The sequence below is a fragment of the Pseudomonas sp. SG20052 genome, assembly GCF_031766055.1.
In the GTDB taxonomy this organism is placed as follows: Bacteria; Pseudomonadota; Gammaproteobacteria; order Pseudomonadales; family Pseudomonadaceae; genus Aquipseudomonas; species Aquipseudomonas mandelii.
This window is the reverse complement of sequence record NZ_CP134498.1, coordinates 3,876,802-3,902,323: the sequence shown is the minus strand read 5'-3', so window position 1 is coordinate 3,902,323 and position 25,522 is coordinate 3,876,802. Positions and strand designations below refer to the sequence as shown.

Genomic DNA, 25,522 nt, shown 5'->3' with positions numbered 1-25,522 from the left:
TTCAGGTTTTTTGGTAATGGGTGAACAGGCTGTTTGTAGGCGCCAGGCGTGCCGGCGAAGGCGCACTCAGGGACGCTTTCGCCGGCAAGCCTGGCGCCTGCAGAAAAGGTTTTACAACACCAAATGTGGCAACCACAGCGACAGCGCCGGAATGTAGGTCACGCCCAGCAGCACCAGGAACAGCACGGCATAGAACGGCAACAGCGCCTTCACGGTTTTTTCGATACTGACTTTGCCCACGGCCGACCCCACAAACAATACCGCGCCCACCGGCGGCGTGATCAATCCGATCCCCAGGTTCACCAGCATGATCATGCCGAACTGCACCGGGTCCACGCCAATGCCCAGAATCACCGGCATCAGGATCGGCGTCAGGATCAGGATCAGCGGCGCCATGTCCATCACGGTGCCGAGCAACAGCAGCATGACGTTGATGCACATCAGAATCACGTAACGGTTGTCCGACAGGGTCAGGAACATCGTGGTGATCTTCGACGGAATCTGCATCAGCGTCATGATGTAGCCGAAGCTCGCCGCGAAGCCGATCAGGATCATCACGATCGAAATCGTCCGCACCGTGCGGTGCATCAGCTTCGGCAGTTCACTCCACTTGTAGTCGCGGTAGATGAACATGGTCACGAAGAACGACCACAGCACCGCAATCGCCGCCGATTCGGTGGCGGTGAAAATACCCGAGAGAATCCCGCCGAGGATGATGACCATCGCCATCAGGCCCCACATGGCTTCGCCGCAGATTTTCAGCGCCTGTTTCAAGGGGATGACTTCGCCCTTGGGGTAGTTGCGTTTTTTCGCGAAGATCAGGCACAGCACCATCAGGCACGCGCTCATCAGCAGGCCCGGGACGACGCCGGCCATGAACAGCGACGCAATAGACACCGTGCCGCCAGCGGCCAGGGAGTAGAGCACCGAGTTGTGGCTGGGCGGGGTCAGTAGCGCTTGCACCGAGCCGCTGACCGTGACGGCCGTGGCAAACTCCCGCGGGTAGCCGCGGCGTTCCATCTCAGGAATCAGCACCGAGCCGACTGAGGCGGTATCCGCCACCGAAGAGCCGGAGATTGCGCCGAAGAAGGTCGACGCCATGATGTTGACCAGCGACAAGCCGCCACGGACAAACCCGACCAGCACACCGGCAAAGGCCACCAGCCTGCGGGACATGCCGCCCTCGGCCATGATCGCGCCGGCCAGTACGAAGAACGGAATCGCCAGCAACGAGAATTTGTTCACGCCGCCGGCGACCTGAATCATCAGCGCCTGGAACGGGATGTCGATCCACCACGCACCGATCAGGGCGGAAAGCCCCAGTGCGTAAGCGACCGGCATGCCGATCAGGATCAGTGCAATAAAACTGCCCAACAGAATCAACGCGTCCATTCAGGCAGCCCCTTCGCTTTCTTCAACCAGGTCGAAACGCACGACCCGACGGTTGCTCTGGTCACCGAGCAAGAGTTTTTCCAGGACAAAGATCAGCGTCAGCAAGCCGCCAATCGGGATCGGCATGTAGGTAATGCCCACGCGCAGCGTCGGCATTGCGCTCATGAACTGGTTCCAGGTCGACAGGCAGAGCTTGGTGCCCCAGATAGTCATGAACAGGCAGATGGTCGCCATCAGCAGTTGCGAGACAATCGCCATCGCATTGCGCACTCCGGGGGGTATGCGGTCGGTGAGCATGGCCACGGCCATGTGCGCGCCGGCGCGGTAGCTGGCAGCGGCGCCGATGAAGGTGAAGACAATCATCAGCAAGATGGCGGCGGGCTCCGGCCAGCTTGAGCCGGTGCCGAGCACGTAACGGGCAAAGACGCCCCAGGGAATGATCAGGGAAATGGTCAGGACCGACAGACCGGCTACCCAGATGCAGGTCATGTAAATCCTGTCGTTAATGCGTAGCAGCAGATTCTTCATCGGGTTTCACCGTAACCGGGCGCGCACTGACATATACCCACGTCAATGGCGCCGGGCCTTTCATGAGGGCAAGGAGGGTTACTGAACGGCTTCGATGCGCTTGATCAGGTCGGCATAAGGCGCGCCGTATTTTTCGCGGATCGAGGCGGTTGCCTCATAGAAAGGTTTCTTGTCGACGGTGATGAACTTGACCCCGGCGGCCTTGAGTTTTTCTTCACTGCTGGCCGTCTTCGCGTCCCACAAGATGCGTTCCTGCGCCTGTGCGGCTTTGGCTGCTTTCTTCACCAGCGTCTGCTGCTCGGGGGTGAGTTTTTCCCAGGTGATTTTCGACATCACGATAGGCTCGGGCAGGATCAGGTGGCCGGTCAGGCTGTAGAACTTGGCGTTTTGATAGTGGTTGTGCTCAAGCAGCGTTGGCGGGTTGTTTTCTGCGCCATCGATCACACCGGTCTGCAAGGCACTGAAGATTTCGCCAGTGTCCATCGCGATCCCGTTACCGCCCATGGCGTTGATGGTTTCGATGAACATGGGGTTGCCCATTACGCGGATCTTCATGCCTTTGAGATCTTCGGGGTTGTTGACCGGTTTTTTGGTGTAGATGTTGCGAGTACCGCCATCCATCCAGGCCAGGGCAACCAGGCCAAACTCGGAATCGGTGATTTTGGCCAGGATCTCGTCGCCGACTTCACCGTCAATGACCTTGCGCATGTGCGCCTGGTCGCGGAACACGAACGGCATGTTGAACACGTTCACGTCCGGCACCACCGGCCCGACGATACCGAGGCTGACCCGCGCCATCTGAATGGCGCCGACCTGGGCTTGTTCAACCACTTCTTTTTCCGAGCCGAGCACACCGCCGGCGAACATCTTGAAGGTCAGGGCGCCGTTGCTGTCGGCCACCAGAGTTTTACCCAGTTGCTCCTCGGCCACCACGGTCGGATAACCAGTGGGGTGGATGTCGGCGAATTTGATTTCCAGCGCCTGAGCGGCACTGCTGAGGGTGAAGGCCAAAGGGAGTGCAGCGGCGAGCAAGGTGCGTTTGAAGTCCATGGGGGTGTCTCCAGTTTGTTATTTTTTTTGTATTCAAGGCGCAAGGGTGTAGCAGAAGCGGTTAAAGCAGATCGTTGAACAGCGGTTCCGGTAAACCTTTGACGCCGGGATTGAGCGCAAACACGCCGCCGGCCAGTGATTGCGGGTCATGGTCGTCACCGGGGCGGATCGAGGTCACGAACAGCGTGTCCAGTCGACTGCCACCGAAGGCGCACATGGTGGGTTTTTTCACGGGCACGGCGACGGAGCGGTCCAGTCGGCCATCCGGGGTGAAGCGGTGAATCAGCCCGGCGTCGTTGGCGCAGATCCAGTAGCCGCCTTCAGCATCAACGGCGGCGCCGTCGGGGCGTCCGGGGAATTGATTCATGTCGACGAACAACCGCCGATTGGATGGCGTGCCGCTGTCGATGTCGTAATCGAAGGCCCAGATCTGCTGGACCAGGGGATGGGAATCAGACAGGTACATCGTCCGGCCGTCCGGGCTGAAGCCCAGGCCGTTGGGCACAATGAACCCGCCGAGTTGCGCTTCGAGCGGTCCGCGTTGCCCGGCGCTGTAGCGATACAACGTGCCATCGGCGGCGTTGGCGCCCATGTTCAGCACCATGCTGCCGGCCCAGAAACGGCCCTGACGATCACAGCGACCGTCGTTCAGGCGCATGTCGACGCGGGCATGATCGACGAGGGCCAGCAGTTCGCTGTCGAGGCTGCCGTCGTTGTGCGGCTGCAAATGGAAGAAGCCGCTTTCCATCCCGGCCACCCAACCGCCATTGCGGTGACGGGCGATGCAGGCGAGCATCTGCGGGGCTTTCCAGGCATTGACATGACCGCTGTCGGCGCTCCAGCGCTGCAATCCACCGGCAGGAATATCCACCCAGTACAGGGCGTTTTCCTCGGGGACCCAGACCGGGCTTTCTCCTACCACGTTACGGGCATCAACAATCAATTCGGCTTGCATGGCAACTCATTCCCTTGGATTTTTGTTGTGGGGATCAAGTGAAGTCAGCGGCTTCAATCACCGAACGGGCCGGACGCCACAAACGCGCCACCCTGGTAAACCATGCCCGGGTCGTCCGCCGCAGGCATCGGCTGCGCTTCGACTTTTTCGCGGAACACTTCAGAGCTGTCCTGCGGTGCATAGCCCAAGGCGGTCGCGAAACGGTTGTCCCACCAGACGTTCTTGTTGTCGGACATGCCGTACACCACGGTGTGCCCGACGTTCGGCGCGTACAGCGCGCGTTCGAGCAAGTGGGTCAGGTCGCCGAAACTCAGCCAGGTGCTCATCATTCGGCGGTTCTGCGGTTCCGGGAACGAGGAGCCGATGCGGATGCTGACGGTCTCGATGCCGTAGCGATCGAAATAGAAACTGGCCATGTCTTCGCCGTAGGACTTGGACAAGCCGTAATAGCTGTCCGGGCGGCGAGGGCAGTGGGCGTCGATGATTTCGCCTTGCTTGTAGAAGCCGATGACGTGGTTGGAACTGGCGAAAATCACCCGTTTCACGCCATGGCGGCGTGCGGCCTCGTAGATGTGGAAGACCCCACAGATGTTGGCACCGAGGATCTCTTCAAACGAGTGCTCCGTCGAGACGCCGCCAAAGTGCAGGATCGCGTCCACCCCTTCGACCAGTTGGTGGACGGCCTGCTTGTCCGCCAGGTCGCATTTGACGACTTCTTCGCGGTCATCGGTGGCGGGGGACATGTCGGCGATGTCCGACAGGCGAATGACATTGGCATAAGGGCGCAGGCTTTCGCGTAGCACTTTACCGAGGCCACCGGCGGCACCGGTCAGCAACAGGCGATTGAAAGGGGCTGTAGAAGTGGTGGTCATGGGAGTCCCTTGGGGCGCTATTATTGTTGTAGGTTGTCGTATGACTTTGTTGAAGTATCGTAAGGCTTTCCGAGTCTTGTCAACGCGACTTTGGTTGAAAATGACGGAGGGTCATTTCACACATCCCTGTGATAAGAGGATCTTCTGACCACAGGATTGATGTGAGCCCGCAAGGGATGTCTGCCTTACAGCAACGAAATCGGGTAGCTGATGAAAATGCGGTTTTCATCGAATTCGTTGGTGCTGAAGCTCTTGCGGATGGTCGCGTTGCGCCATTTGACGTTGAGGTTCTTCAGCGGGCCGCTTTGCACGGTGTAGGCCAGTTCCGACTCGCGGCCCCACTCCTTGCCATCGGTGATCGTCCCGGTGTGCACGTTATCGCCGCTGATGTAGCGGTTCATCATCGTCAGGCCAGGGACGCCGAGGGCGACGAAGTTATAGTCGTGACGCATCTGCCAGGATTTTTCCTTGGCGTTGTCGTAGCTTGAGTTGTAGCTGTCGTTGGCCAGGGTGCCGCCGCTGGTGCCGTTGACCCGCATCCAGACATCGTCGCCGCTGAGTTTTTGCAGGCCGACGTAGAAGGTGTTGCCGCCATATTTGGCCGAGAGCATGGCGAATGCGGTTTTGTTGTCGAGGTCGCCAGCGAAAGCGCTGCCGTCTTCCTTGCCGATGAAGTAACCGAGGTTGGCGCCCAGGGTCCAGTCGCCGATGGGCTGGCTGTGGCTCAGGTTGAAATATTGCTGCTGGTAAATGTCGCTGAGTTCCGAGTACCAGACGCCGACCTGGGTGCGCTTGTCGTTGAACGCGTATTCGCCGCCGCCGAAGTTGAAGCGGTCCGAGGTGAACGCGGCCTTGGTGTTCATGGACATGTCTTCCATGCTCGCATCGTTGCGCGGGCTGTTCTGGCGGAACTGGCCGCCGTAGAGCGTCAGGCCGCTGATCTCGGTGGACGTCACCTGGCCGCCACGGAAGGTTTGCGGCAGCGAGCGGCCGTCGTCGGAGCGCAGGATCGGCAGCACCGGCATCCATTCCCCGACCTTCACTTCGGTTTTGGAGATTTTGCCTTTGAGGGCCACGCCCATGCGGCCGAAATTGTCGGCCGGGCGGCCATCGTCGTGGATCGGCAGCAGCTGGGTACCGCCTGTGCCTTTGCCTCCGTCGAGTTTTTGCGAGTACAAGCCCAGCACATCCACACCGAAACCGACCGGGCCCGGGGTGAATCCGGACCTGGCGTCGAGGATGAAGTTTTGCGTCCATTCCTCAGCCTTGCCCTGGGGATAGGCCGGGTTGGTGTAATTGCGATTGATGTAGGCGTTACGCAGGTTCAACGTGGCTTTGGCGTCATCAACGAAACCTTCTGCATAGCTGGTCATCGGCAAGGCGAAGGCCAGGCCGCTGCAACCGATCAGGCTCAGGGTGGTGCGGCATACAAAGGTCGGGCGAGGGGTGCTGGCGAAGGAATTGCGGACGAGTTTGCTCACAGTGACGCTCCCTTGTTTCTTGTTGTTTTTATTTTTTGTCATACGTCGTCGTACAACATTGGGGCGATTATTTGCGGGGCGTTCAGGGATTGTCAATCAGAAGTTATACGATGACTTGCGCCGGTGTGCTCGAATCCCTGTGGGATCCGGTTCGGCTCACGATTATCGGGGGCAAGGAGCCGAGGAGGCACCGCCGCTGCCTCGGAGGCCGGTCGAAAGGAGCGCCAGTTTACCTGCGAGTGAAGTTTCGTTTTTCCCTTGTCGCCGCGAGGTAGAGCGGATGCTAGTCTTGGCCAACGCTGTTGTCAGGGAGCCCTCATGGGCAATCACAAGATCGAGATTCGTCGCAGTAACGTCGAGAAGATTTTGCTGGGGGCCGAAAAGGTCTTCGCCGAAAAAGGCTTCGGCGGCACCGCCATGGCCGACATTGCCGCCGAAGTGCAACTGCCGCGCTCCAACCTGCATTACTACTTCAGCACCAAAAGCGAGCTGTACAGCGCCGTGCTGTTGGGGTTGCTGGAAGTGTGGAAGCAGGACGCGCTGTGCTTCGAGATGTTCGATGATCCGCGCGTAGTGCTCAGCAGCTACATCCGCGCCAAGATGAACCACTCGCGCAGCCGGCCTTATGGGTCGAAAGTCTGGGCCAATGAAATCATCCACGGCGCCCCCACCCTCGGCGTAGCGCTGGACGCGAGCCTGTACGACTGGGCCAAGATGAAAGAAGCGAAAATCCGCCAGTGGGTGGACGATAAACGCATCCTGCCGGTGGAGCCTTCAAGCCTGCTGTACATGATCTGGGCGTCGACCCAGCATTACGCGGACTTTGATCATCAGGTGAATATCCTCAACGACCATCAGCCGCTGTCGGACATGCAGTTCGAACGGGCGGTGCAGACGGTGACGAGTGTGATTTTGCGGGGGATCGGGTTGGAGCCTTGAGGTTTGCGGTGCAGCTGACAGCCTCTTCGCGGGCAAGCCTCGCTCCTACAGGTTTTGTGTCGATCCACGATTAATTAATCGACGCTGGCCCTGTAGGAGCGAGGCTTGCCCGCGAAGACGCAGGCGAAGGCTCAGGCGACGCAGATCTCAAACGGCAACATGGTAGGGATTTCGTGGGTCATGATTCCAATCCAGAAACGGCTTGCCGTTCTCCATCGGCACCATCTCGATGCAATCCTCCACCGGGCAGGTGATCTGGCACAGGTTGCAGCCGACGCACTCATCATCAATCACTTCATACTTATGCGTTCCGTCCGCTTGCTTCAAACTGGCCACCGCCTGGTGCGAGGTATCTTCGCAAGCAATGTGGCAGCGTCCGCAGCCAATGCACGCGTCCTGATCAATCTTCGCAATCACTTGATAGTTGATGTCCAGGTACTTCCAGTCCGTGGTATTGCCCACTGCGCGACCGGAAAACTCCGGGATGCTGGCGTAACCCTGACTGTCCATCCAGCGTGACAGACCGTCCTTCATCTCCTCGACAATCCGGAAGCCATGCAGCATCGCCGCGGTGCACACCTGGACCGAGCCGCTGCCCAGGGCGATGAATTCCGCGGCATCACGCCAGCTGCCAATGCCGCCAATGCCGGAGATCGGCAAACCCTGAGTCTGTGGATCACGAGCGATTTCGGCGACCATGTTCAGCGCAATCGGCTTCACAGCCGAACCGCAATAACCACCGTGGGTGCTTTGGCTGCCCACGGCGGGATTGGCGACCATGCGCTCCAGATTGACGCTGGTGATCGAGTTGATGGTGTTGATCAGCGACACCGCATCGGCCCCGCCGCGATGGGCCGCACGGGCGGCGACGCGGATGTCGGTGATGTTCGGCGTGAGCTTGACGATCACCGGCAGCGAGCAATAGGTCTTGCACCAACGGGTGACCTGCTCGACGTACTCCGGCACCTGGCCGACCGCCGCGCCCATGCCGCGTTCCGGCATGCCGTGGGGACAACCGAAGTTCAATTCGATGCCGTCGGCGCCGGTGGCTTCCACCAGCGGCAGGATGAACTTCCACGACTCTTCGACGCAGGGCACCATCAGCGACACGATCAGCGCGCGGTCCGGCCAGTCCTTTTTGACCTGGGTGATTTCCCGCAGGTTGATCTCCAGCGAGCGGTCGGTGATCAGCTCGATATTGTTGAAGCCCACCACTTCACGGTTGGCACCGAAGAGCGCGGAGTAACGCGACGACACGTTCACCGCTGCCGGGTCTTCACCCAGGGTTTTCCAGACCACGCCGCCCCAGCCAGCCTCAAAGGCACGAACCACGTTGTAGGCCTTGTCGGTCGGCGGCGCGGAGGCCAGCCAGAACGGATTCGGCGATTTGATGCCGGCGAAGACAATCGAAAGATCGGCCATTTACGCAGCCTCCACGTTGAGCATCAGTTGAGCGTTGATGGCCTCGGCCGCCCGTTTGCCATGCTGCACGGCTTGCACGGTGAGGTCCTGATCGAGGCTGGTGCAGTCGCCACCGGCATACACGCCGGGAATGCTGGTACGCAGCTGTTCATCGACCTGGATTCGCTCACCCTGGCGTTTGAGTTCGCGTGCCAGCGGATCGGCGAGGGCGCTGGCGTCGAAGGCCTGGCCGATGGCTTTGAAGATCGCGTCGGCGGCCAGCTCGAAGGTTTCGCCGGTGGTTTGCAGACGACCGTCCACCAGGTGCGTGCGGGCGAAGCGCATGCCGCGCACGTTGCCTTGGTCATCGAGCAGCACTTCTTCGGGTTGCGCCCACGTCAATAAGCGCACCTGATTGGCCTTGGCGATGTCCTGCTCGTGACCGGTGGCGCCCATTTCCTCGACACCACGGCGGTACACCAGATTCACGTCGTGAGCGCCGAGGCGGGCCATTTGCACGGCCATGTCGATGGCGGTATTGCCGGCGCCGAGGACGATGCAATGATCGGCCAGCGGCAGTTGACTCAGGTCATCGGCCTGACGCAGTTCGCGGATGTAATCGGTGGCAGCGAGCAGGCCGGGGGCGTCTTCGTGAGGCAAGCCGAGTTGCTTGCTGGCGGCGAGGCCGAGGCCAAGGAACACCGCGTCGAATTGCTGATGCAGTTCGCTGAGGGTCAGGTTTTCGCCGAGTTTCTGGCCGTGACGGATTTCGATGCCGCCAATCTGCAGCAGGAACTCAAGCTCCTTCTGCGCATAGTCATCCACCAGTTTGTACTTGGCGATCCCGTATTCGTTGAGGCCGCCAGCCTTTTCCCGTGCTTCGAAAATCACCACGTCGTGGCCATGCATCGCACTGCGGTGAGCGCAGGACAACCCGGCCGGGCCGGCACCGACCACAGCGATGCGTTTGCCGGTGGTGGCGGCGCGCTGGAAGGGGTGTTCGCTGAAGTGCGCGTTGTCGACGGCGTAACGTTGCAACAGGCCGATCAATACCGGTGCGCACTCGTGGTCGTTGTTGCGCACGCAGGCTTGCTGGCAGAGGATTTCCGTCGGGCACACCCGTGCGCAGCTGCCGCCGAGGATGTTCGCCGAGAGGATTTTCTGCGCGGCGCCCTGGACGTTGTCCTGATGGATGTTGCGGATGAATGACGGGATATCGATCTCGCTCGGGCAGGCATTCACGCACGGCGCGTCGTAGCAATACAGGCAGCGCGAAGCTTCCAGATGCGCCTGACGGTCGTTGAGTGGCGGTGCCAGGTCGGTGAAGTGGCCGGCGAGGGCGGCCGCATTCTCATAGGGATGCGGGAGGTGGTTCAGGGACTTGATCACGGTGTTGGCCTCACGGTTATTGAGGTACTGCCTCTGATGGGCATTGGTTTTGTGTTGTCGTTGCCGGCCTCTTTGCGGGCTAGCCTCGCTCCTGTTTTTTGGAATGCGTGCCACTGTAGGAGCGAGGCTTGCCCGCGAAGGCCGAAGGCCTGGATTTTCAGCGTTTCACGGCAGTCGGCTTATTCTGCTCAGCCCGCTTGCTCAGCAAGTCAAACACCGCCGGATACGCCGGCCGTTCGACATACCGCCCGGCACCACGCTCAGCGCGCAGATCACCATCGGCCCACACCACTCGGCCCTGGCTCACGGTATGGCTCGGCACACCGCGCACGGTCTTGCCTTCGAAGATGTTGAAGTCGACCTGCTGGTGGTGAGTCTTCGCCGAAATGGTCCGCGTGCCCTCCGGATCCCACAGCACCAGGTCCGCATCAGCGCCCACGCGGATCGCACCTTTACGCGGGTAGAGGTTGAAGATCTTCGCGGTGTTGGTGGAGGTCAGCGCCACGAAGTGCTGCATCGACAAACGGCCGGTGTTGACCCCTTCATCCCAGAGCACAGCCATGCGGTCTTCGATACCGGCAGTGCCATTGGGGATTTTGCTGAAGTCATCTCGCCCGGCGGCTTTTTGTTCGGCACAGAAGCAGCAGTGGTCCGTGGCGGTGGTGTGCAGGTTGCCTGATTGCAAACCGTGCCAAAGCGCTTCCTGGTGGCCGCGAGGACGGAAGGGCGGGCTCATCACGTAACCGGCGGCGGTCTGCCAGTCCGGGTGTTGGTAGACGCTGTCGTCCAGCAGCAGATGCCCGGCCAACACTTCGCCGTAGACCTGCTGGCCCTTGCTGCGGGCGTAGGTGATTTCGTCCAGCGCTTCCTTGGTCGAGACATGCACCAGGTACAGCGGCGTGCCCAGGGTTTCAGCAATGCGGATTGCCCTGCTCGCGGCTTCGCCTTCCACTTGAGAAGGTCGCGACAGTGGATGCGCTTCGGGACCGGTGATGCCCTGGGCCATCAACTTGCGTTGCAGGTGATAGACCAGCTCACCGTTTTCCGCATGCACGGTCGGAACCGCGCCCAACTCCAGGCAGCGCTCGAAACTCGCTACCAGGGTGTCGTCGGCGGCCATGATCGCGTTCTTGTACGCCATGAAATGCTTGAAGCTGTTGACCCCGTGCTGGCTGACCAGCTCCGCCATTTCCTCGCGCACCTGTTCGCTCCACCAGGTAATGGCGACATGGAAACCGTAATCCGACGCCGACTTCTCGGCCCAGCCGCGCCACTGATGAAACGCCTCCATCAAGGATTGCTGTGGGTTGGGAATCACGAAGTCGATAATCGACGTGGTGCCACCGGCAAGGCCTGCCGCAGTGCCACTGAAAAAGTCTTCACTGGCCACGGTGCCCATGAAGGGCAGTTGCATGTGCGTGTGCGGGTCGATGCCGCCGGGCATCAGGTATTGGCCACTGCCGTCGAGCACTTCGGCGCCGGCCGGAACATCAAGATTGTCGCCGATGGCTTTTATCACGCCGTCGGCGCAATAGACGTCGGCGCGATAACTTTCATCATGGGTAATAACGGTGGCGCCACGGATCAACAGAGACATTCCGAGTTCCTCGCAGGCAATGACCGACTTATGTCGGTTCTAAATGTTTTATATGAAGCCGGCGCAAACAGGTGTATTCCTGTCAGCGCTGTCAGGAATAGAAACTAGTCTGAGTTTATGGAATGAGCAAGAATATTTTTTATAAGCTTATTGCTGTTTTAACATATTGATAAATAACGATTAAATTGTGAAATCACCAAAATGGTGTGGTCCTGAACCATTTTGACGCACTTGACAGGTTCTCAAAATGAACGAGATTTCTTATGTGAAATCAGCTGCTTGAGGATGGTCTATGGTTGATGCGCAACTTTGAAAAAAAAGACCCATGCACCAGATTGAGCCCTGACGGTTCGGACAACTTGCCCGGCATTCGGCCTGAGTGAACAGGCAAGTAACCGAGGGACTATTTGGACGGTATATAAAAACTGATAAACATCAGTTGGTTGCGAAGTTTTTGTGGAACTGCCCGATGCGCAAACGGGGTGCCCGGCACGCTTATTGATGCCAACAGCCCCTGATGAGCAAAAAATAATTCAAAGAACAGTGGAGCGGCCATGCAACAGATCAGATCGCAAGTGACCGAGCGCGACGGCTTGTTTGAGCTCGAAGCCGGCAGCGACGTCCTCGACAGTCCCCGTTACAACCACGACATGGCACCGACCAAGGTGCGTGAACGAACCTGGAACAAATGGCACATTACCGCCCTGTGGGTTGGCATGGCGATCTGCGTGCCGACCTACACCCTCGGCGGCGTACTCACCGCTTATTTCGGTCTGAGCGTCGGCGAAGCACTGCTGGCGATTCTGTTCGCCAATATCATCGTATTGATCCCGCTGACCCTGAACGCTTTCCCCGGTACCAAGTACGGCATTCCGTTTCCGGTGCTGCTGCGTTCGTCCTTCGGCATCCTCGGCTCCAACGTTCCTTGCCTGATTCGGGCGCTGGTGGCGTGCGGCTGGTTCGGCATTCAGACCATGTTTGGCGGACTGGCCATTCACCTGTTTCTCGGCTCGGTGTTCGACGGCTGGAAAGCCCTCGGCGGCACCGGCGAGGTAATTGGCTTCATGGTGTTCTGGGCCTTGAACCTGTGGGTGGTGATTCGCGGTGCGGACTCGATCAAATGGCTGGAAACCCTCTCCGCACCGCTGTTGGTGCTGGTGGGTGCAGGCCTGCTGGTGTGGGCCATGCCGAACGTGTCGATGACCGAACTGATGGCGATCCCGCCCAAGCGCCCGGAAGGCGCCAGCGTGGTCAGTTACTTTGCCGCCGGGCTGACCGCGATGGTCGGGTTCTGGGCCACGTTGTCCCTGAACATTCCGGACTTCAGTCGTTATGCGAAAAGCCAGAAGGACCAGATCGTCGGGCAAATCATCGGACTGCCCCTGACCATGTTCCTGTTCGCCTCGCTGGGCGTGGTAATGACGGCGGCCTCGGTCAAACTGGTGGGCGTCAGCGTCTCCGATCCGGTCACCCTGATCGGTCACATTCAGAGCCCGGTCTGGGTCGCGGTGGCCATGGCGCTGATCATCATTGCCACGTTGTCCACCAACACGGCGGCCAACATCGTGTCGCCGACCAACGATTTCCAGAACGTCGCGCCCAAGCTCATCAACCGCACGAAGGCGGTGATCCTCACTGGCCTGGTCGGCCTGGCGCTGATGGCCCATGAGCTGTTGAAGAAGCTTGGATTGATCGTTTCGGATCTGAGCCTGGAGACGGTTTACTCCAATTGGTTGCTGGGCTATTCGAGCCTGTTGGGGCCGATCGCCGGGATCATGGTGGTGGACTATTTCCTGATCAAGAAACAGCAACTGGACCTGGCCGGTCTGTATCGCGATGACGTGTACCCGGCGTGGAACTGGTTCGGGTTTATCGCCTTTGGCGTGCCGGTGGCGTTGACGCTGCTGTCCCTGGGCAGCGATGCGTTCAGCTGGTTCTACAGTTATGGCTGGTTTACCGGCTCGGCGCTGGGGGGGCTGATTTATTACGGGTTGTGCTCAATGCGGCCTAGCGCGTCAATCGCGAAATCTGCGGTGTGAGCACTGGCCTCTTCGCGGGCAAGCCTCGCTCCTACAGGTTCGCGTATTCCTTTTAGGAGCGAAGCTTGCTCGCGAAGACGGCCTCAAAAACACCAAACAAATATTCATAAGAACTGCCTGAGGAGATCACCATGAACGCTGCTGTAGACGTTCTGCAGTCCACCCATCAGCACATCAACCGCGACCGCCTGTGGCAGTCGCTCATGGACCTGGCCAAACTCGGCGCCACGGTCAAGGGTGGCGTCTGTCGCCTCGCCCTGACCGACCTCGACCGCCAGGCCCGGGACATTTTCGTCAACTGGTGTGAAGACGCCGGTTGCACCGTCAGCGTCGACGCCGTCGGCAACATCTTCGCCCGCCGCCCTGGCCGCAACCCGAACCTGCCCCCGGTGATGACCGGCAGCCACATCGACACCCAACCCACGGGCGGCAAGTTCGATGGCTGCTTCGGTGTGCTGGCCGGCGTCGAGGTGCTGCGTACCCTCAACGACCTCGGCGTTGAAACCGAGGCGCCGCTGGAAGTGGTGGTCTGGACCAACGAAGAGGGGTCGCGCTTCGCCCCGTGCATGATGGGCTCCGGCGTGTTCGCGGAAAAATTCACCCTCGAAGAAACCCTGGCCAAGGTCGATGCCGATGGCGTCACCGTTGGCGAAGCGTTGAATGCCATTGGTTACGCCGGCCCACGCACGGTCAGCGGCCATGCCGTCGGTGCCTATTTCGAGGCGCACATCGAGCAAGGCCCGATCCTCGAAGACGAACACAAAACCATCGGCATCGTCATGGGCGCCCTCGGCCAGAAATGGTTCGACCTGAAACTGCGCGGCGTTGAAGCCCACGCCGGCCCGACGCCGATGCACCTGCGCAAGGACGCCTTGGTCGGCGCTGCCGTGATTGTCGGCGCAGTGAATCGCGCCGCTCTCGGCCATCAACCTCATGCCTGCGGCACCGTCGGATGCCTGCAAGCCTATCCCGGCTCACGCAATGTCATCCCCGGCGAAGTGCGCATGACCCTGGATTTCCGTCATCTGGAACCGGCGCGCCTGGACTCGATGATCGCCGAAGTCCGTGAAGTCATCGAAACCACCTGCGAGGAGCACGGCCTGACCTTCGAACTGACACCCACCGCCGACTTCCCGCCGCTCTACTTCGACAAGGGTTGCGTCGAAGCGGTACGCGGGGCTGCGCAAGGTCTGGGGCTGTCGCACATGGACATCGTCAGCGGAGCAGGGCACGACGCGATCTTCCTCGCTGAACTCGGCCCGGCCGGGATGATCTTCGTGCCGTGCGAAGGCGGCATCAGCCACAACGAAATCGAAAATGCCGCGCCGGATGATCTGGCGGCAGGGTGTGCGGTGTTGTTGCGGGCGATGCTGGCCGCGTCGGCGGCGATTGCCAGCGGCCAGATGGCGGCCTGAAACGCGAACATGATCGTAGACTTTGGCAGCGCCTGCGCCGCTGGAGCCTACGATCTACAGTGATTCGGTTACACGCCTGCCCGGATACGAGAAACCCCGGGTAGATCGGATCTACCCGGGGTTTCCTGTTTCAAACGGCCCAAAGCCGTTAATCAATAGCGCTGATACTTCGAACCAAACTCAGGGCGGTTTTCCGCGACGTAGAGTTTGCTGGCCTGACTGTCTTTGTGATCAACGCCGACAGTGTTCACGTTCAATGTTGCCGGTTGGCTGACTTTGGCTGCCGCAACGACTTGCGAGGTGGCATGTGGGGCGGCGATGGCGGATGTTGCGCCAAGAACCGACAGGGCGAAACCAAGACCAATGATGCTTTTCATGATGTTGCTCCAGTAGAGTGGGGAGAAGATGTGGCCACTGTAGTGCTGGAGCGTCGCGATGAGAAAACACCCTTGCGCATAGTTGATATCGAGCGCGTTGATCCACTGTCAGCGGGGGGTGGTGTCGCTGGGCCAACGCTGCCTGAGTCGTTCGAGACGTCCGTCGCGTCTCATTTCATCCAGCGCCTGTTGCCAGCGCGCCACCACCACGCCGCCCGGGGCCGGCTCGCTTCCACAATTGATCTCTGGCGGTTTGCAGAGTTTGATCAGTAACGCTGATATTTGGAACCGAACTCAGGGCGATTCTCCGCGACGACAACACCCCCTTGTACGGCATTCTTCGGGCTGATCGACGCGACACGTTCGCGCAGTTCTTGCAGGCGATCCGCGCCACCTTCAGCCACACGCTCACGAAGCTCTTGCAGGCGATCAGCGCCGCCTTCGGCAACGCGGTTCTCGATCAGGCGATCGGAGCCACCTTCAGCAACACGGTTGTTTTGCAGGTTTTCAGAGCCATATTCAGCGACGCGATTCTGTTGCAACCGGTCCGAGCCACCTTCCACCAACAGTTGCTGGATCTGGCTGTGGGACGCAGCGCTGACGGTATTGGCCGACGCCAGGTTCGACAGGCCGAGGCCGCCAACCAATGCCAGACCGAGTACCAGGGACGAGACTTTCGAGAAATTGAACATGGGTGATTCTCCGTGCGCTTGAATGTGTGTGGGTCGGTAGCTGCTGCTATCCGGTGAACACAGTTAAACGCCCGGGTGTATCGGTGATGTGTGCTTGAACGCGCTGAAATCGGCTTATACGTATCCGTTCGGGGTTCTTATACACACGGATACAAAACCCTTGCCTCAGAGTTGCTACAAGGGTTGTGCCGCGAGGGTGAGCTCGGCGCACAGGCCGCCGCCTTCGCATGGCGTTGAACGCCTTGGCGGCATGGGCGACTTCGGTCGGGCCTTTTTCGTCCAGATGCACCGCGTGGGTGTTCGGATCCTAGGTGTCCACTGCCTGGGCGAGGATCAATAAAAGGGTCAGTTGCACCAGCAGCACCATCGGCAGCCACGAGGACAACGGCATCACCGATGGCCGGACGTCGATGGTCAGCGGGCTGCCGTCGGCGAGTTTCAGGTGTGCCTGGAAATGCTGTTGCGCACCTTGGATGCGAGTAAACGCCAAGGCATCTTGCGCACCGACAGCGTCCGTGGCCAATACAGGTAGCGTTTCATGATTCGGCGCCGAGCAATTCCACGGGATAGGAGAACACGTAGCCTTCGCTGCGCACGGTTTTGATGTAGGTCGACTCCCGGGAGTCATCCATCAGCCGTTGGCGCAGGCGGCTCACCAGCAAGTCGATGGAGCGGTCGAACAGGTCGGCGTCGCGGCCCTGGGTGAGGTTGAGCAACTGGTCGCGACTGAGCACGCGCTGCGGGTGATCGAGAAATACCCGGAGCAAGCGGTACTCGGCGCCACTGAGTGCAACCATCGTGTCGTCTTCGTCCAGCAAGTGGCGGGCGGTGGTGTCCAGGCGCCAGCGGCCGAAGCCCAGCAACCGGCCGCTTTCGGTGATGAGCAGGTTGGGCGGCAGCATCCGGGTGCGGCGCAGTACGGCGTTGATCCGCGCCAGCAGTTCGCGGGCGGAGAACGGTTTGGTCAGGTAATCGTCCGCGCCCATTTCCAGGCCGAGGATGCGGTCGGTTTCGTCGTTGCGGGCGGTGAGCATCAGGATCGGCGTGGCTTTGTGTTTGCCTGAGCGCAGTTCGCGGCACAGCAGCAGGCCGTCATCGCCGGGCATCATGATGTCGAGCACGATCAGGTCTACGGTGTTGGTTTCAAGAAAGCTGCGCATCTGCCGGCCATCGGCAACCACAGTGGTGCGCAGGCCGTTCTTTTTCAGGTAATTACCGACCAGTTCACGGATCTCGCGATCGTCATCGACGATCAGGATGTGGTTCACGTGTTCCATTGCTCAAACCTCTTGTTATTCGCACGTCGCGCATTCTAGGGAGCCACGCCGCACCTGCCTGCCGGCCTTTGTATCTCACTGTATCTGGAGATGACTTTGATACAGGGGCATACAAGTCGGTTTTTTTCAGGGGCGGGTATCGGCTGCCCTGTGTGACACCTTACGCCTTAATAGTCCCGGTTTTACGACACATGGCAGATACCTCCGGCCGTTTAAATGGGGATATCAAGAAGGTGATTTCCACTGTAGAAGACGGCGGGGAAAATTGCGGGATTGTGAATGCGTGGATGACGTATCTGGATTCGAGCGGTACGCAGAAGGTGTTGGATTACAGCAATTTTGCGGCGTGTGGCAATCAGGGCGGCTGAGCTTGGCGGCCTTCGGGTCGACCAGATTCCCCGGATTTGCCCGTTCAACCTGTAGGAGCGAGCCTGCTCGCGATAGCGGTCGTACAGGCAACAGCACAGTTGGATGTACCGGCCTCATCGCGAGCAGCCTCGCTTCCACAAGGCCGACTCGCGATGTTACAGCTCACATAAGCTTCGTTATGCAACCACCTGATAACACGGAACATAAGCCGCGCCACCCGGCAGTTTCATCCGGTGCTGCGCAACGAAGGCCTTGAGCAATTGATCAAGCGGATGCATGACCGCCGCATCGCCACGGATCTGGTAAGGGCCGTGTTCTTCGATCAGTCGGATGCCCTTGTCCTTGACGTTGCCGGCGACGATGCCGGAGAACGCGCGGCGCAGGTTGGCCGCCAGTTCGTGGGGTGGCAGGTCGCGGCTGAGTTTGAGGTTGGCCATGTTTTCGTGGGTCGGGTCGAACGGGCGCTGGAAGCCTTCGTCGATTTTCAGCAGCCAGTTGAAATGGAACGCGTCATTGCGCTCGCGGCGGAACTGTTTGACTGCTTTGAGGCCTTGGGTCATCTGGCGCGCGACTTCGGCCGGGTCGTCGATGATGATTTCGTAGTGTTGTTTCGCGGCGTCACCCAGCGTTGCGCCGACAAACGCGTCGAGTTGCTCCAGATACGGCGCCGCATGTTTCGGCCCGGTGAGCACCACAGGGAAGGGCAGGCCTGCGTTGTCCGGGTGCATGAGGATGCCGAGCAGGTACAGGAACTCTTCGGCTGTGCCGGCGCCGCCCGGGAAAATGATGATGCCGTGGCCCACGCGCACGAAGGCTTCCAGGCGTTTCTCGATGTCCGGCAGGATCACCAGTTCGTTGACGATCGGGTTCGGCGCTTCGGCGGCGATGATGCCGGGCTCGGTCAAACCGAGGTAGCGGCCACCGTGGATGCGTTGCTTGGCGTGGGCGATGGTCGCGCCTTTCATCGGGCCTTTCATCACGCCGGGGCCGCAACCGGTGCAGATGTCGAGGCTGCGCAGGCCCAGTTCATGGCCGACTTTCTTGGTGTATTTGTATTCTTCGGTGTTGATCGAGTGGCCACCCCAGCACACCACGATCTTCGGCTCGACACCGGGGCGCAGGGTGCGGGCGTTGCGCAGCAGGTGGAAGACGTAGTCGCTGATGCCCTGGGAGGTGCTCAGGTCGATGCGCTGGGCGTCGAGCTCGTTTTCGGTGTAGACGATGTCACGCAGGGCGCTGAACAGCATTTCCCGGGTGCTGGCGATCATTTCGCCGTCGACGAAGGCGTCAGCGGGGGCATTCAGCAGTTCCAGGCGGACGCCGCGGTCCTGCTGGTGGATGCGGATTTCGAAATCTTTGTAGGCTTCAAGGATGGTCTTGGCGTTATCAACATGGGCGCCGGTATTGAGGATGGCCAGGGCGCACTGGCGGAATAAGGTGTAGGTGCTGCCGGATCCGGCTTCGCTCAGTTGCTGTACTTCACGTTGAGAAAGGGTTTCCAGGCTGCCTTTAGGGCTGACGGAGGCGTTGATTACTTGTCGTTGGGTCATTCAATGATCCTTAAAACGATGCCGTTCAAACAGGCAAATGGCATCCGAATAGTGTGTATCCAAGAAAGAAGATGGCACGAACTGCGCTGTATCGCCATGTTCCCCGTTTGACGATGAAAAGATGAAGAGGCGCCCAGCATAGCTAAATCCTGCACAGGGGCGATAATGCCCCGCAGTCTTTTCGCTCACCGAGCCTTTTACCATTGATGCAAGGAACCCCGTCACGATGTTCGAAATCCAGCCGATGAACGCCGAACTCTTTCGAAAGCAGACGCGGCGCAGCACGGTCATTATTGCGCTGATATTTCTGGCGCTGGCGATGGTGCTGTCCACTGCGGCGGTGGCGTTGTTTGGCGAGCCGGGGGGCGACAATCTGCGATTTAACGTCGGCGGCGTGTTTGTCGCGGTGCTGCTGATGGTGGCGCTGATGCGCGGCATGTTCTGGTCTCAGGCCTGGATGGCGCCGGCGGTGTACGGCTGGCAGCTCAAGCGCAGCCTGATGAGCATCACCAATGTGATGCATCAAGTGACGGCGGCGGTGGAGGCGGGTGATCCGACGGCCATGAAACTGCTGCGTTTCTACCATCTGGGCTTGAGCCAGATGCACGAACTGGACGGCAACTCCAGCGACCATGGGCAATTGAGCCGGGAAGTGGAGCAACACAAGGCGCGGATGGAAGCGCTGGGCCTCGATACCGAACAGACACAACTGAACCCGGCCTGGCTTGAAGCGGTGAAGCAGACACCGAAGTAAATCCCGTGGGGTCGCATCCTCACCCCACACAAACCCGTCACAACGCGAGCAAATCGCCTATCTTGTTTCTGGTGGAGCATAGCGGTCCGAGTGTCAGGCACGACTGGATGGCGCTAAAAGGGCGAACGGGAAAAGTCGCCATGTCATAACGAGTCAGGGAGCGTCATGGGGCATCCGTCCATCAACGACCGAATTGAACACAGCCGGCCCGTCGCGCCTTGGGGGGGCGAGCAAATCGAGTCCCGGCGCAGGGTCCGCTACGCGGTTGTCCTGCTCGTGGCGGTGTGCCTGTCCTTGACGGCCATTGTGATCTGGGAAGCCTGGAACTCGCGCCAGTACCATTTGCATGACAAAGAAGTGGCAATGTCCAACCTTGCCCAGACCCTGACGTCGCAAGCGCAGTCGTCAATCAAACAGGCCGATACGCTGCTGTTTGCCTTGGTGGACCGCGTCGAAAACGAGGGTGTGGCCTCAGCGCAGCTGCCCAGATTCAGACGTTTGCTCGCCGCCCAACGCAGTGAGCTGACCCAGCTCCATGGTCTGTTCGTATTTGACGAAAAAGGGGGGTGGATCGCCAATTCCAACGGTGCGGATATACCCGGTGCGAACAATTCCGACCGTGAATACTTCATCTACCATCGTGATCATACTGACCGGGGACCTCATATCGGACCGTCGATCAAGAGTCGATCGACCCGCGAATGGATCATGACCGTGTCACGCAGGATCAATCATCCAGATGGCAGTTTCGCCGGTGTGGCGCTGGCAACGATCTACCTCGACCATTTTCTCGCGCTGTACGACAGCATCGACATGGGCCAAAACGGCGTGATCAACCTGATCGCCGACGATGGCAGCATCGTCGTTCGCCGACCATTCAACGAAGCAGACGTCGGCACCAGCGTCGCCAAGGGGCCGCTGTTCATGCAGCTGTTGCCCAAGGGCAATTCCGGCACGGCCACCGTCAAGTCATATGTTGATGGTGTGGAGCGAGTGGTGGGGTTTCGACGGGTTGATGGTTATCCGCTGATCGTCTTTGCCGGCCTGGACAAGCGAGACGTCCTGGCCGGCTGGCGCGAGGAGTCCATCCTCAGCGCTGGCATCGTGCTGTTGCTTTTGGTGTTTCTGGGAGGGCTCGGCTATCGCCTCATTCGCTTCATGAAGCAGCAGAATCATTTTCAGAGCGTGCTGCTTGATGCCCGGGAAAAGCTCATCGAGGTCAACCGCAGCCTTGAATTGCTGGCGCTCGAAGACGCACTCACCGGGCTCTCCAACCGGCGTCAGTTCGATCTGTTCATCCTCGCGGAAATGGGCCGGGCCCGGCGCACGGTGACCCACCTCGCCATGCTGATGATCGATGTCGATCACTTCAAGAGCTTCAATGATCGTTATGGGCACGTGGCGGGTGATGACTGTCTGCGCAAAATCAGCGCGATTATCAAGGACAACATCAAACGCCCCGGCGATCTGGCCGCCCGCTATGGCGGCGAGGAGTTCACGGTGGTGCTGCCCGGCACCGACTATGTGGGGGCGTTTCTGGTCGCCGAAAAAATTCGTCGCGGGGTGCAGCAGGCCGGCATCGTACACAGCGAATGCCCTGAGGGTATGGTGACGGTCAGCGTGGGGGTTTGCGCCTACAACCCGGCCTCGCAGGATCAGCCCGACGACCTGGTCACCGCTGCGGACAAAGCGTTGTACGTGGCCAAGGCCAGTGGGCGGAACATGAGCGTCATCGCCAACTGACTTGAAACGAAGCGGTCACTGCCCTGGACTGCAGGACACGGTAGAAGGCGCTTTGCCCAGGTCCGCGACAGGCTGCCGGTTTCGCGGATGGCTTGAAGCAACGTCAGGTCTTCAATCGACAGCATTTTCGATTCTCGGCGGGTATTTCAGGCTGCCCGGCGTAACTTCCACAACCTGATCAGCCGAAGATAGACCATGACGTTGATCACCAGCACCACGCTGCCCAGCGCCAGTTGAATCGCCGGTGTCAGCCCTGCGGGGTAAATGACCGGCCACACGTAGTGTTCGATGAAGCCACCGCCGTAACCGGTTTGCCCAGCGGCTTGGCGCATGACGTTTTCCCATTGAGTCAGGGGACACATCAGGTGGAAGACTTCCACACTCACGCCCCACACAGCAGCGGGCAGGTGCCACCAGATCAGCGGTCGCCATTTGAGCACCAGCAGCCCGCCGAACAGCACGAACAGAATGAACAGCAAATGAAACAGCACCAGCCCATCGGCGGCGATCCGGTAAAGCATGTCGACTCCCTGACGCGTTAGGCGAATGGCTCCATGGTACTCGGGTTCTGTTCCTTGCTGCTGCCCAGAGCCATTCGGCAAGTGCTGCCCGCAAGTGCGCAAGATTGTTCAAGCCATCGAACGCAACTGCTGGCACAGTCTGGCGTCTTCCCCTGGTTGTAGAGCTTTATGTCGAACTCACTCATGCCGCGCAGTGCCTTTCTTCGCGGCGCTGTAGCGATCATGCCGTTGTCCCTGGCGACCGCGCCCTGGGGTCTGCTGGCCGGGTCCATGGCCATCGAGGCCAATCTCACGCCGCTGCAAGGTCAAGGGTTGTCGAGCATTGTGTTTGCCGGTGCCGCGCAATTGGTCGCCATCGGCATGCTCAAGGGCGGTGCCGGGATCTTTTCGATTTTGCTGACCACGCTGTTACTGACCTCCCAGCATTTGCTGTACGGAATGAGTATGCGTTCGGTGATTTCACCGCTGCCGGGTCGCTGGCGCGTGGGGCTGGGGTTTTTGCTCACTGACGAGCTGTTCGCTTTGACCAGCCAGCATGACAAACAGCAGTTCAATCGCTGGTACGCCCTGGGTGTTGGCCTGACGTTTTATATCGCCTGGAACCTGTTCACGCTGGCCGGCATCGTCCTCGGCAGCAGCATTCCCGGCCTCGAACACTTGGGGCTGGACTTCTCCATCGCTGCGACCTTCATTGCCCTGATCACCCCGGTGGTACGCAACGTTCCGACGGTGGTCTGCGTCGCGGTTTCGCTGTTTTGTTCCGTGTTGTTCAGCTACTGGCAATGGGGCTCGGCGCTGGTGCTGTCGGGGTTGGCGGGCATGACTGCAGGCTTCATCTGCAACAAATTCCATGGGGGGCGCACATGATGGTCTGGGCTGTAATTATCGGGATGGGCGTGCTCGTCTTCCTGAACCGCTACGTATTCCTCGAACCACGACTGCCGCTGCGCTTGAGCAGCAATGCCCGGCAGTTCCTCGGTTTTGCCGTGCCGGGGATGTTGACCGCGATCTGCGGACCGATTGTGTTCATGCCGGACAAACAGCTGAATCTGCAGTGGGACAACCCGTACCTGATCAGTTCGCTGGTGGCGGTGGGATTGGTGCTGTACACCCGCAATACCTTGCTCAGCATGCTTTTGAGCATGGGGTTTTTCTTTTTGCTGCGCTGGTGGCTTTGAGTCGCGCTTCGGAAACTGTTCTACGCTTAAAGGGAACTCCTTCAGGAAGCGAGGCGCGTATGGCCAATGAACCAAAACGTCCTGATCTGGATGAAGATGAGGATGAACCGACTCAAGAAGAGCTTGAGCGACAGAGGCGTTCGACACCGGACTGGAAGCACCCCGACGATGGTAAAGAACTGTCAGATCGTGACCAAGAGCGTCCGCTGAAGCCCTGACGGGTCCGCATCCCCCACCGCTGATCTTCAGTCAAGCAAGCGCCCTCGCCACAAAAGCAGGTGTGTCTGAAGTACTTTGCTTGATTGAACAGTCATTCGCGATCAAGCGGGCGGGTAAGGCCGTCAGATCGCCTCATTCCAACGTATCTGCGTGATACCCAGTTGTTGAGCGCTCAAGCGCGCCGTTTCGGGGGAGGCGTGTGCGGCGATCTTTCCGTCGGATTGCGGAAAGGCATGCGCCGAGGCTGAACGAATCGCGTCAACATCGGAGAACTGTTCAGCCAGTTTGAAAAAGTGCTGACGAACGCCATCGAGCAAATAATGCACGGCATAGGGAACGAGTTCGCTCATGTATTCCTCCTTAAATTCGCCAGGGCTTTGATTCAGGCATCGAACGGGCAATTCGCAAAGTCTGGGGTGCAATCCTTGTGCGGATAAGAGCTGAAAAAAAGAGGCCTCGATGGGCCTCTTCTTCAGAGTGCAACAATGTTCGGTTCGTTCAGTCTTGTGCTGAACTCAGCAGCGCCTCACTTCAAATATCGTCCAGTGACGGAAAATCCGGGTGGGAGGCCCGGTAGCCCAACGTCTTGTCGATCCAGGCATTCAATTCGTTGACCATGACTGGCGGCTTGCCGGAGTAGGCTGCGAGGGTTGAGCGCAGGATGTCGTTGATATTGGGGATGGAACGCAGGTTTCGGGTCTTTATGTATTGCCCGATAAAGCAGTCAAGTTGATAGCGTTCTGTCAGCGACAGGTACACGCACTCCAGACCGCCGACTTGATTAATGACAAGATCTTCGCGCAACTTAGTTCTCTGCAAGGCTCGTTGGATTTAGGGATTTCCTTGTTTATTGACTCTTTGGTCAATTAGGTACTGCCAGGGGAAATGCGGCGCGCATGCTATCTGTAGCACTACTAAATGTATGTACAACAATTCAATTGTCAGACAAGCGGTTAATGCATCGTTTTGCCGCATTCCTTTTAGTGTTTCTTGGATGAAACAGTCTGTGTAACGTTTATGCCGTTCGGCTATTCAGAAACCGGAAATGGATCCAATTCAAGTCAGCTTATCAATCAACATTGCACTCTGGTTCCTGACATTTCCCACTGCCTTATCGACCCTGTACCACTCGAACACTTCACTGACTTCACCTTGCATGAGCACCATCTGCTCGGCACGCTCTTTAGGCGTAGCCGGGTCCAGCCATTCATGTGCCAGTTGCACAGACAACACCACTGGCCGTCGGTCATGAATGTCGAGCATGCCGCCAGCGCTGTCCGCCGTGATGATGACGAAACCGTCGTCGCCGCGCGGCTCGCTGCAACCGTGGGGGAACTGGCCGATCGCCGCGCAGTAGATCGGCGCCCGATCCCGTCGACGAATCAGCCACGGCTGCCGCGTCGTGTCGCCGGCATCCACCCATTCGAACCAGTTGTCGATCGGCACAATCGCACGGTGCGGCCAGATCGCCCGGAAGAACGGGCCATGAGCGACTTTCTCGACCCGGGCATTGATTGGCGCCGCCCGGTCCTTCGCCCAGTGCGGCCGCCATCCCCAGCGCACCGAATCGGCGTGCAACCCGTCAGGCTCAAGGTGCAGGAGGGCGAGTTGAGTGGTGGGCGCGGCGTTGTAGCGGGCCAGCGGTTCATCACCGACATGGTTGATCAGCGCGTCGGGAATGCTCAGCACCGCGACAAAGTCGTGAATGCCACGGTACTGCGAGAGTCGTCCGCACATCGGTTAATCCTCAGGCTTGAGCTTTTAGTGTAGGAGCACGGGTACCG

The 25,522-nt window shown here is 59.4% G+C and carries 26 protein-coding genes and 2 pseudogenes; 9 read left to right on the top strand and 19 right to left on the bottom strand.

The features are described from left to right. Nucleotides 1-111: 111 nt before the first annotated feature. The 6 genes from RHP74_RS17860 to RHP74_RS17835 all read right to left on the bottom strand — a co-directional run bounded on the left by RHP74_RS17860 (nucleotide 112) and on the right by RHP74_RS17835 (nucleotide 6,278). A complete protein-coding gene (locus RHP74_RS17860) occupies nucleotides 112-1,392 on the bottom strand; it encodes a TRAP transporter large permease (protein ID WP_109630287.1) in 1,281 nt (426 codons plus the stop codon). After that, nucleotides 1,393-1,920: a TRAP transporter small permease gene (locus RHP74_RS17855; RefSeq protein WP_311095968.1), complete on the bottom strand. Its 528-nt coding sequence runs from the start codon at nucleotides 1,918-1,920 to the stop codon at nucleotides 1,393-1,395. It abuts the gene before it with no gap. Nucleotides 1,921-1,998: 78 nt separating this feature from the next. Then, nucleotides 1,999-2,970: a TRAP transporter substrate-binding protein gene (locus RHP74_RS17850; RefSeq protein WP_010455104.1), complete on the bottom strand. Its 972-nt coding sequence runs from the start codon at nucleotides 2,968-2,970 to the stop codon at nucleotides 1,999-2,001. 61 nt (nucleotides 2,971-3,031) lie between these two features. Beyond that, nucleotides 3,032-3,925: an SMP-30/gluconolactonase/LRE family protein gene (locus RHP74_RS17845; RefSeq protein ID WP_311095967.1), complete on the bottom strand. Its 894-nt coding sequence runs from the start codon at nucleotides 3,923-3,925 to the stop codon at nucleotides 3,032-3,034. A gap of 53 nt (nucleotides 3,926-3,978) precedes the next feature. Next, a complete protein-coding gene (locus RHP74_RS17840) occupies nucleotides 3,979-4,797 on the bottom strand; it encodes an NAD(P)-dependent oxidoreductase (protein ID WP_010455099.1) in 819 nt (272 codons plus the stop codon). A 185-nt stretch (nucleotides 4,798-4,982) separates the two neighbouring features. Beyond that, nucleotides 4,983-6,278 (bottom strand): OprD family porin, encoded by a 1,296-nt coding sequence (locus RHP74_RS17835; RefSeq protein WP_311095966.1) that lies wholly within the window; start codon nucleotides 6,276-6,278, stop codon nucleotides 4,983-4,985. Nucleotides 6,279-6,596: 318 nt separating this feature from the next. Here RHP74_RS17835 and RHP74_RS17830 point away from each other — a divergent pair, with 318 nt between their 5' ends. Continuing rightward, nucleotides 6,597-7,217 carry a TetR/AcrR family transcriptional regulator gene (locus tag RHP74_RS17830; protein ID WP_010455096.1) on the top strand — a complete coding sequence of 207 codons (621 nt, stop codon included), beginning with the start codon at nucleotides 6,597-6,599 and terminating at the stop codon, nucleotides 7,215-7,217. A 147-nt stretch (nucleotides 7,218-7,364) separates the two neighbouring features. On the opposite strand, the gene preA is transcribed toward RHP74_RS17830, so the two are convergent. The 3 genes from preA to hydA form a co-directional block, all read right to left on the bottom strand. Next, on the bottom strand, nucleotides 7,365-8,639 hold the full coding sequence (preA, locus tag RHP74_RS17825; protein ID WP_010455094.1) for an NAD-dependent dihydropyrimidine dehydrogenase subunit PreA: 1,275 nt from the start codon (nucleotides 8,637-8,639) through the stop codon (nucleotides 7,365-7,367). Further along, the gene (locus RHP74_RS17820) at nucleotides 8,640-10,007 is read right to left on the bottom strand and encodes an NAD(P)-dependent oxidoreductase (RefSeq protein WP_288115311.1); all 1,368 of its coding nucleotides are present in this window, start codon (nucleotides 10,005-10,007) and stop codon (nucleotides 8,640-8,642) included. It abuts the gene before it with no gap. A gap of 157 nt (nucleotides 10,008-10,164) precedes the next feature. Next, nucleotides 10,165-11,604, bottom strand: coding sequence for a dihydropyrimidinase (gene hydA, locus RHP74_RS17815; RefSeq protein WP_010455090.1), 1,440 nt, complete (start codon nucleotides 11,602-11,604; stop codon nucleotides 10,165-10,167). 554 nt (nucleotides 11,605-12,158) lie between these two features. On the opposite strand from hydA, the gene RHP74_RS17810 reads away from it, so the two are divergent. Continuing rightward, complete coding sequence (locus RHP74_RS17810; protein ID WP_145310601.1) at nucleotides 12,159-13,643, top strand: NCS1 family nucleobase:cation symporter-1; 1,485 nt, start codon at nucleotides 12,159-12,161, stop codon at nucleotides 13,641-13,643. Nucleotides 13,644-13,774: 131 nt separating this feature from the next. Beyond that, nucleotides 13,775-15,058: a Zn-dependent hydrolase gene (locus RHP74_RS17805; protein WP_288115312.1), complete on the top strand. Its 1,284-nt coding sequence runs from the start codon at nucleotides 13,775-13,777 to the stop codon at nucleotides 15,056-15,058. Between the two features lie 152 nt (nucleotides 15,059-15,210). Here RHP74_RS17805 and RHP74_RS17800 read toward each other — a convergent pair whose 3' ends face one another. The 5 genes and pseudogenes from RHP74_RS17800 to RHP74_RS17780 all read right to left on the bottom strand — a co-directional run bounded on the left by RHP74_RS17800 (nucleotide 15,211) and on the right by RHP74_RS17780 (nucleotide 17,404). Further along, nucleotides 15,211-15,435: a hypothetical protein gene (locus RHP74_RS17800; RefSeq protein WP_010455083.1), complete on the bottom strand. Its 225-nt coding sequence runs from the start codon at nucleotides 15,433-15,435 to the stop codon at nucleotides 15,211-15,213. A 108-nt stretch (nucleotides 15,436-15,543) separates the two neighbouring features. After that, a pseudogene (locus RHP74_RS17795) lies at nucleotides 15,544-15,639 on the bottom strand (ABC transporter substrate-binding protein); the annotation flags it as partial. 62 nt (nucleotides 15,640-15,701) lie between these two features. Then, the gene (locus RHP74_RS17790) at nucleotides 15,702-16,127 is read right to left on the bottom strand and encodes a hypothetical protein (protein WP_077749279.1); all 426 of its coding nucleotides are present in this window, start codon (nucleotides 16,125-16,127) and stop codon (nucleotides 15,702-15,704) included. A 217-nt stretch (nucleotides 16,128-16,344) separates the two neighbouring features. Continuing rightward, nucleotides 16,345-16,641: pseudogene (locus RHP74_RS17785) on the bottom strand (two-component sensor histidine kinase); the annotation flags it as partial. 22 nt (nucleotides 16,642-16,663) lie between these two features. Further along, on the bottom strand, nucleotides 16,664-17,404 hold the full coding sequence (locus RHP74_RS17780) for a response regulator (RefSeq protein WP_077749277.1): 741 nt from the start codon (nucleotides 17,402-17,404) through the stop codon (nucleotides 16,664-16,666). A gap of 191 nt (nucleotides 17,405-17,595) precedes the next feature. On the opposite strand from RHP74_RS17780, the gene RHP74_RS17775 reads away from it, so the two are divergent. Continuing rightward, complete coding sequence (locus RHP74_RS17775; protein ID WP_311095965.1) at nucleotides 17,596-17,772, top strand: DUF2790 domain-containing protein; 177 nt, start codon at nucleotides 17,596-17,598, stop codon at nucleotides 17,770-17,772. A gap of 177 nt (nucleotides 17,773-17,949) precedes the next feature. Here RHP74_RS17775 and ppnN read toward each other — a convergent pair whose 3' ends face one another. Further along, the gene (ppnN, locus tag RHP74_RS17770; RefSeq protein ID WP_010455076.1) at nucleotides 17,950-19,323 is read right to left on the bottom strand and encodes a nucleotide 5'-monophosphate nucleosidase PpnN; all 1,374 of its coding nucleotides are present in this window, start codon (nucleotides 19,321-19,323) and stop codon (nucleotides 17,950-17,952) included. A 226-nt stretch (nucleotides 19,324-19,549) separates the two neighbouring features. Here ppnN and RHP74_RS17765 point away from each other — a divergent pair, with 226 nt between their 5' ends. Beyond that, nucleotides 19,550-20,077, top strand: coding sequence for a DUF3087 domain-containing protein (locus RHP74_RS17765; RefSeq protein WP_169858244.1), 528 nt, complete (start codon nucleotides 19,550-19,552; stop codon nucleotides 20,075-20,077). 165 nt (nucleotides 20,078-20,242) lie between these two features. Beyond that, complete coding sequence (locus tag RHP74_RS17760) at nucleotides 20,243-21,820, top strand: sensor domain-containing diguanylate cyclase (RefSeq protein ID WP_010455072.1); 1,578 nt, start codon at nucleotides 20,243-20,245, stop codon at nucleotides 21,818-21,820. 146 nt (nucleotides 21,821-21,966) lie between these two features. Here RHP74_RS17760 and RHP74_RS17755 read toward each other — a convergent pair whose 3' ends face one another. Continuing rightward, nucleotides 21,967-22,341 carry a DUF2784 domain-containing protein gene (locus tag RHP74_RS17755; RefSeq protein WP_010455070.1) on the bottom strand — a complete coding sequence of 125 codons (375 nt, stop codon included), beginning with the start codon at nucleotides 22,339-22,341 and terminating at the stop codon, nucleotides 21,967-21,969. Nucleotides 22,342-22,509: 168 nt separating this feature from the next. Between RHP74_RS17755 and RHP74_RS17750 the strand changes: the two genes are divergently transcribed. Genes RHP74_RS17750 through RHP74_RS17740 form a run of 3 tightly spaced genes read left to right on the top strand, consistent with a single transcriptional unit; the run spans nucleotide 22,510 to nucleotide 23,737 of the window. After that, the gene (locus RHP74_RS17750; protein WP_042932778.1) at nucleotides 22,510-23,208 is read left to right on the top strand and encodes an AzlC family ABC transporter permease; all 699 of its coding nucleotides are present in this window, start codon (nucleotides 22,510-22,512) and stop codon (nucleotides 23,206-23,208) included. Next, nucleotides 23,208-23,519: an AzlD domain-containing protein gene (locus tag RHP74_RS17745; protein WP_010455066.1), complete on the top strand. Its 312-nt coding sequence runs from the start codon at nucleotides 23,208-23,210 to the stop codon at nucleotides 23,517-23,519. Before RHP74_RS17750 ends, RHP74_RS17745 begins: the two co-directional genes overlap by 1 nt. 59 nt (nucleotides 23,520-23,578) lie before the next feature. Beyond that, a complete protein-coding gene (locus RHP74_RS17740) occupies nucleotides 23,579-23,737 on the top strand; it encodes a hypothetical protein (protein WP_167362281.1) in 159 nt (52 codons plus the stop codon). 123 nt (nucleotides 23,738-23,860) lie between these two features. Here the strand turns inward: RHP74_RS17740 and RHP74_RS17735 are convergent, their stop codons facing one another. The 3 genes from RHP74_RS17735 to RHP74_RS17725 form a co-directional block, all read right to left on the bottom strand. Further along, nucleotides 23,861-24,088, bottom strand: a complete 228-nt coding sequence (locus RHP74_RS17735) for a DUF6555 family protein (protein ID WP_077749272.1) — start codon at nucleotides 24,086-24,088, stop codon at nucleotides 23,861-23,863. Between the two features lie 181 nt (nucleotides 24,089-24,269). Beyond that, nucleotides 24,270-24,542, bottom strand: coding sequence for a hypothetical protein (locus tag RHP74_RS17730; RefSeq protein ID WP_077749271.1), 273 nt, complete (start codon nucleotides 24,540-24,542; stop codon nucleotides 24,270-24,272). Between the two features lie 252 nt (nucleotides 24,543-24,794). After that, nucleotides 24,795-25,475, bottom strand: coding sequence for an SOS response-associated peptidase family protein (locus RHP74_RS17725; RefSeq protein ID WP_311095964.1), 681 nt, complete (start codon nucleotides 25,473-25,475; stop codon nucleotides 24,795-24,797). Nucleotides 25,476-25,522 lie beyond the last annotated feature (47 nt).